Below are 6,939 nucleotides of genomic sequence, written 5' to 3' on the forward strand. Positions count from 1 at the left end.
CGCGCGCTCTTCAGGAGCACCGTCAATTTCGTCATATGCTTTAAAGTCACCAAACTGTTTGGTGATAGCAGCAGTCAGCGTAGTCTTGCCGTGATCAACGTGGCCGATTGTGCCGATGTTGACGTGCGGCTTATTACGTTCAAATTTTTCCTTCGCCATGGGCGTAGCTCTCTATTTAATCGTAGTTCCGTCGATCAAGGCTCGGAGCCATCCAAATGAAGACCCCAAGGATTCTTTAGGATAAATTCTCAAAGCGACTTTCGAGATCTTGGAGCGGGTGAAGGGAATCGAACCCTCGTCGTAAGCTTGGAAGGCTTCTGCTCTACCATTGAGCTACACCCGCAATACCAATTTCTTGTCGATGGTGGAGGAGGTTGGATTCGAACCAACGTAGGCATAGCCAGCGGATTTACAGTCCGCCCCCTTTAGCCACTCGGGCACTCCTCCGAGATCGACGAAAAATTCTCCAAAAGAGAACTTTTTGAAACTCGTTTTGCGAAACACGCCGCTTAACTGACAAGCAGTTGCGCCGCGTCCTGTGGCGCGGTTTATGCCGCTGAGAACGCCATCTGTCAACGCCTCTTTTGCAAGTGCCTGTGCAAAATCAACAAGGCAGATAGTTTTCCCCCTTTTTTGTCGGAAAACTAACCGACGGATTTTACGTAGAACCTTGCTAAATCACAGCTCTTCACAGTGAACCCGGCAATTTTGACGTAAATTCTTTTTTCTGGAAAACGATCTGATCACCCCTTTCTTCAACCCATTTAAAAGGCCGCGCACTTTCTTTTTCTCAAAGGCATAAAAAAGGAATGTTTAGTCTCCCCTCTTTATTCCCTTGAAGCCTGATCTTGACCAGAGTATCGAGAGCCTATGAGCAACTTTAAAAATCAAAAGAGCACAGGCGGCAGCCGTTGGAGCCCGACACAGGGCAACGACCGGCCCTATAAGAAAAAGCGCCCGGACGGAAAATCCTCTGGCGGCAGCTTTTCAAAAGGCAAGCCCTGGCAGAAGAAATCAGCTGCTGAAGATGGCCCATTCTATATATATGGCCTCCACACCATTGAAGCAGCCTTCAAAAACCCGGAGCGCAAACGCCACAAGCTCGTTGTGACGCAGAACGCCCTGCGCCGACTGGAAGAACGCAATCTGAAGATTGATGTTCCTGTTGAAGACGCCAGCCCGCGCGACATCGATAAGCTCGTCGGCAAAGACGCCGTCCACCAGGGCGCTGCCCTTCTGGTTGATGCCCTGCCCGAGTACGGTCCGGAAGAACTCAAAGACGGTCAGCTGGTCCTTGCGCTGGATCAGGTCACCGACCCACACAATGTGGGTGCGATCCTTCGCTCCGCCGTTGCGCTGAATGCTGATGCCGTTGTCACCACTCGCCGCCACGCACCTGAAGAAGGTCCGGTTCTTGCCAAAACCGCAAGCGGCGCGCTGGACATGATCAAACACGTGCGCATTCAGAACATGGCCCGTTTCGTGGAAGAAATGCGCGACAAGGGCTATCAGGCCATCGCTCTGGACAGTGAAGGTCCCGAAGCCGTCGAAAACACCGCCTTTACAGATAAGACCCTGCTTGTGCTTGGCTCTGAGGGAAAAGGCGTTCGCGAAGGCGTGCGCAAAAGCTGCGACACCCTCGCCCGCCTCGACATGCCTGGAGAGATCAAATCGCTCAACGTCTCCAACGCCGCGATCCTCTCCCTCTATGTCGCCCGCATGAAAATGGGCCTGTCCTGACGATCAGCCGCTGACATCTCAGCCCTGCAGAAAATCAGAACAGACATCTCAAAACGAAACCGCCGCAGCTCCTGCAAAATGCAGAGAAGCCGCGGCGGCTCTTTTTGTATCTAGACTGATGCTTAGAGGAGGAAGTCCTCAGCGCTCAGCGCATCTGCTTTGCTGACTGCAATCTTGAAGTCAGCCTGCGCATCCCCATCCACATCCGCATAAACATACTGAGTGGAACGATAGGCGGTGACCCACACGGAGTTCGCAGCGGCGCCATCATCGCTAAACAGGAAGGCCTGATCACCATCATTGTCGGTATTGGCGTCAATCTGACGGAAGTCGAAAAGATCTTCCCCCTTGTCAAATCCACTAACCAACTCAGCAGCACCTTCAAGGGTAACGTCAGAAACGGATGTGTAGACCACTCGGTCAACCGCATCATCATTACCCAGAACAATATAGTCCCGGCCACCGCCACCTTGCAGTGTATCAGCTCCACTTCCGCCTCGCAGCGTGTTGGCAACCTCATCACCGATCAGCACATCATCACCAGAACCACCCTCAACAATTTCGACATTCGAAACCTTCAGCTGGCCAATGCCAGTGCTCTGGAAGTCCGTACGGGACAGATCAACTGTTATACTTTCAGAACCGTTGTATCTGAGAATGTCCCGGCCATCGCCACCATCAATGATATCAGCGCCTCTGCTGAGTGTGAGGTAGTCATTGCCATCATCACCATTGACGATGTCATCACCAGCTCCACCATTCAGATTGTCACTGCCACTGCCGCCATTGAGAGTGTCATTGCCACTCCCACCTTGCAGATAGTCATCACCGCCGGCACCGAACACAACATCATCGCCATTTCCACCATGGATCTCATTGCGAAGGTCATCACCGGTCAGATGATCATCTCCATCACCACCACTGACATTTTCAATGTCCGTGATCGTATCAAGGCCATAACCGGTGTCTTGAGCGCCAGTATTACTCAAATCAACATGAGCACCTTTTGAGCCAGATACGATCAGCCTGTCTTTGCCTTCACCGCCACGGATGACGTCATTGCCTTCATCAAGGGTGATTTTGTCATTGCCGTCTCCCGCATTGACCACATCATCCCCATTGCCTCCATCGAGAATATCGTTGTCAGCCTCACCTTCCAGCAGGTCATCATCATCGCCACCATTCAGCATGTCTCGGCCAGCACCGCCCCACAGGCTGTCGTTGCCAGCACCGCCATTAAGAACATCGCCACCAGCATTGGTTTTGATAATGTTGTCTGCATCAGTGCCAGTCACACGATCCCGGCCCGAGCCAGTCGTGACGTTTTCGATGCCTGTAATGTCAGCCAGACCAATCCCCGTGCTTCGCGCGGAAGTGAAGGAGAGGTTGATGCTAAGGTTCTCATCATAATCAGCGATCAGATGATCAACCCCTGCACCACCGCGAATAGTGTCGCGGCCACGGCCAAGGAGAATGGTGTCATTACCGGCACCGCCATCAAGGATGTCTTTGCCGTCACCAGCTTCGAGATAATCATCCCCATCACCACCAAACAGGGCGTTATTCCCCTCGGTGTCGATCAGGTTGTCATTGCCGGCATCACCGTGCAGCTCATCATCACCAGCTTCACCGCGCAGGATGTCATCACCATCCCCGCCATGCAGCGTGTCATTGCCGCTCTCACCGTAAAGCTGATCTACACCAGCTCCGCCGTGCAGTTCATCATCACCCGCTCCGGCGCGCAGCTCATCAGAACCATCATCACCAAACAGCCTGTCCTTGCCTGCACCAGAGGTTAGCTTGTCCTCACCGGCACCGCCGTGCAGCTCATCATCCCCGTCACCTGTGGTCAGCTGATCATTGCCTGCATCTCCATGCAGCACATTATTGCCTTCCGCAGCTTCAAGAATGTCATTTCCCGCACCGCCGATCAGGCATCATCACCAGCCCCGCCGTAGAGCTTGTCGTCACCTTCGCCGCCATCAAGACGGTCATTGCCGCCAAGACCGGACAGCACGTCATTTCCGGCATTGCCGATCAGAGTGTTATCACCCTCTGTGCCGATCAACTGATCATCACCACCGCCAGCTTCAAAACCCTCAATGCCACGCAGGAGTTTCACACCAGAAGCCGTCTCAAGACGGGTATGTTTCAGATCGACAATCAGAGCCTCATCATCGGACGCCCGCACAATGTCATGTCCGGCACCACCGTCCAGCAGGTCTTTCCCCTGCCCCATGATGAAGACATCATCACCACCACCGGCGTAAAGTCGATCATTGCCATCCCCACCGGACAGTTCATCATCGCCAGAACCACCATAGAGGATGTCATCTCCGGCACCGCCGTTGATTTTGTCGTTGCCGTCATTGCCTTCCAGCTTATCATCGCCGCCACGACCATCGATCACGTCATCGCCGCCCATGCCGCGCAGGGAGTTGGCACCATCCGTGCCTGCGAACACATCATCATGTTTGTTGCCGGTGATGTTCTCTACATTGGTGATCTTGTCCATGCCGTAGCCAGTATCCTGAGCATCCGTCACAGCAAGATCGATACGAGCACCCTTTTTGTTGCTGATCGTGATCCGGTCATTGCCTGCACCGCCATCGAGAATGTCGTTACCATCTCCAAGGATAATACGGTCATTGCCCTCGCCAGCTTCAACCAGATCATCACCAGAACCTTCGTTCAAAGTGTCATTACCGGTTCCGCCATAAAGCTCATCATTACCATGCGATCCGCTGAGATAGTCATCACCAGCCTCACCAAGGATGATGTCATCCCCCCCGTTGCCGCGAATGCTGTTGTTCTCTGCATTGCCGCGCAGATAGTCATTGCCGTGACCAGCAGAAATGCTCTCAATGCCGGAGATCGTGTCATTGCCATAGGCTGTTTCAATAGTGTTTTCTGTCAGATCAACACGGGCGTCCTCACGGCCATAGAAGTAGATGATGTCTTTACCATCGCCGCCGTGAATCTGGTCATCACCAGCATCCAGATCAAATCGATCATTCCCGGCACCGCCATACAGCTCATCATTGCCGTTGCCGCCTTTCAGGTAATCATTCCCTTCATTGCCATAAAGGGTGTCATCACCATCATTGCCCTGCAGTTTGTTGTCAGCCTCATTGCCGATAAGGCGATCATCACCAGAACCACTATCAACATTCTCAATGCTGACGATCCTGTCGCGGCCGAAGAAAGAAACCAGTTCCTCCCGATTGAGATCGATAGTCATATCTTCATCAGTGTCGATATGCAGCCAATCCGATCCTTCGCCACCGTCCATAACATCATTGCCAGCTTCAAGGTAGAAGTGATCATCCCCCTCAAGGCCGTACATCTTGTCGTTACCACGACCACCCCACAGATGGTTATCCGCATAGTTGCCGGTGATCTTGTCATTGCCACGCGTACCCACCGCATTTTCAATGACAGTGCCCACTGCGATGCTGATGTTCTTTCGCTCTCCTTCAACAGAGGAGGAATACGGCAACGTATCATCAGCCTGAGTGACGCGCAGATCTATCGTAGCTTTGCTGAAGCCAGACAGGTCCAGCGTATCGTTCCCGCCACCATCGACAAGCGTATAGGCGTTGTTGTCTCCATATCTGGCCAGATTGACCATTCGGAAGTTATTTACCTCCGATATATTGGTGTTAAAGCCATAGACCGTATCACCGAGGAACGCATTGTGCGTGCCAAAGGTTTTGCCATTATAGCTTTGATCGCCATACAACTTGTCCAACGCCAGCAGATCAGCCGCTGCAAAGGTTTGAGGATATGCACTTGAAGCGCCGGATGAGTAGTTCTTGTCCTGACTGAGGTAAGACATCACCGAAACATGCCGGGAGTCATTGAGGAACTTCACACCATTGGGATAACTGGGCCGGACCCCGTTGTACGGGCCCTGGTGACCCAAACCGAGCGCATGACCAATCTCATGCAGAACCGTATGAACGAAATGCCCTGTATCGTCATCATGCCGACCATGCCCACCGCCAGCAGGTAGATTGATGACAACGTGATCCGAGAACCATGCTTTGAGGTCACGCTGCCATGCTCCACCATGGTGGCCAGCACCCGCACCTTTGCCATTATCCTTGAAGTTAATGTCTGCAACTTGATCTGTCGTTTCAACAAGATCAATTCCGGTTACAGATTCAATGTAATCCATTGCCTCTCTAACCCGGGTAGCAGCCATGCTCCCCAAACCATCGGCATCTTTAAAGTTGCCCGTTACATTGTAGGTAAGCTGGCCAAACTTGGCATTATCACCAGTCCCGGTCAGGTTAAACCAGTTCGGGCCTCCTCCCCAATAGCCTCTCTCCAGATAGTCAGAGAGCTCATTGAGTGTACCAGCTCTTTTGCCACCGCCAGTACCTGAGCTATTTGCTCCATCTGCATTCTCTGAAACATTCTCAGAACAGCACGAGCAACCGCAACCATCAGGGTGATTTTCAAGTACAGTCGTCGCAAAATCGTCCGGTGTACCAGTTTCATTAGTCATATTATATTCTCCGCCAAGCATATCATTTTCTGATATATCTAGCGGACATACTCGGAGTCCCGGAGAGTCTTCAAGTATAGAAGGAGTCATTACTTGACTCAAAGAACATGTCTCTATGAAAGTTTTTTCATTGCATTTTAGATAATATATATATCTACACACTACTCCCAATAATATTTGAATTCATGTAACTTATACAGAGCATATAAGATTGATAATCTTAATTATGCCATATTTAATCAAATTAACTCAGACAACAACTTGTAAGTATCTTTCCCGATAAACCTATGCAGTCCAGGTTTCAGGCCAGCAGCGAAGCACAGGCTGCAAGGCAGGCACGTCGCCATAAGAGACCCTGAGAGTATTTGAAAAAGAAGCTATCGAGCTATCGAGCTATCGAGCTATCGAGCTATCGAGCTATCGAGCTATCGAGCTTGCAATCCGAAAGGCCACCCGCCCCGTCAAGACCTATCTCACCGCACCACCAACAAAGCGACATCCATTTTCAGCCTAACTGAGCAAGCCGCATCCCACTTAAACGTCACCAGCAACATCGCAGAACTGCATCCCCCTTCCAGCTCCGCTAACTCCACTGCCATACCGCCTCACACCAAAGCCCCACGTTCAGCCCCGCGACCGCCCCACTCACATCAGCCAACCACCACAGCAGCACATTCTCACACTCG

At 51.9% G+C, this 6,939-nt stretch carries 4 protein-coding genes, 2 tRNA genes and 1 pseudogene; 1 reads left to right on the forward strand and 6 read right to left on the reverse strand.

Annotated features, from left to right (window positions below):
* The 3 genes from JCM12308_RS28125 to JCM12308_RS27165 form a co-directional block, all read right to left on the reverse strand.
* Positions 1 to 159, reverse strand: a 159-nt coding sequence (locus JCM12308_RS28125) for a GTP-binding protein (protein WP_244272040.1), incomplete at its 3' end; no start/stop codon positions are given.
* A 110-nt stretch (positions 160 to 269) separates the two neighbouring features.
* Positions 270 to 343: transfer RNA gene (locus tag JCM12308_RS27160), tRNA-Gly, on the reverse strand.
* Between the two features lie 19 nt (positions 344 to 362).
* Positions 363 to 447, reverse strand: a tRNA-Tyr gene (locus JCM12308_RS27165).
* A gap of 423 nt (positions 448 to 870) precedes the next feature.
* Between JCM12308_RS27165 and JCM12308_RS27170 the strand changes: the two genes are divergently transcribed.
* Entirely contained in the window at positions 871 to 1,740 is an 870-nt protein-coding gene (locus JCM12308_RS27170; protein WP_054785741.1) for a TrmH family RNA methyltransferase, read from the forward strand.
* A 122-nt stretch (positions 1,741 to 1,862) separates the two neighbouring features.
* Here JCM12308_RS27170 and JCM12308_RS31140 read toward each other — a convergent pair whose 3' ends face one another.
* From JCM12308_RS31140 to JCM12308_RS31145, 3 genes and pseudogenes are all read right to left on the reverse strand, one after another.
* A complete protein-coding gene (locus tag JCM12308_RS31140) occupies positions 1,863 to 3,623 on the reverse strand; it encodes a calcium-binding protein (RefSeq protein ID WP_208978970.1) in 1,761 nt (586 codons plus the stop codon).
* Between the two features lie 6 nt (positions 3,624 to 3,629).
* A pseudogene (locus tag JCM12308_RS32855) lies at positions 3,630 to 3,674 on the reverse strand (hypothetical protein); the annotation flags it as partial.
* Entirely contained in the window at positions 3,671 to 6,253 is a 2,583-nt protein-coding gene (locus tag JCM12308_RS31145) for a M10 family metallopeptidase C-terminal domain-containing protein (protein WP_208978971.1), read from the reverse strand. The pseudogene JCM12308_RS32855 and the gene JCM12308_RS31145, both read right to left, overlap by 4 nt.
* Between the last annotated feature and the right edge of the window lie 686 nt (positions 6,254 to 6,939).

Origin of the sequence: Pseudovibrio denitrificans JCM 12308 (assembly GCF_001310815.1) — a bacterium.
In the GTDB taxonomy this organism is placed as follows: domain Bacteria; phylum Pseudomonadota; class Alphaproteobacteria; order Rhizobiales; family Stappiaceae; genus Pseudovibrio; species Pseudovibrio denitrificans.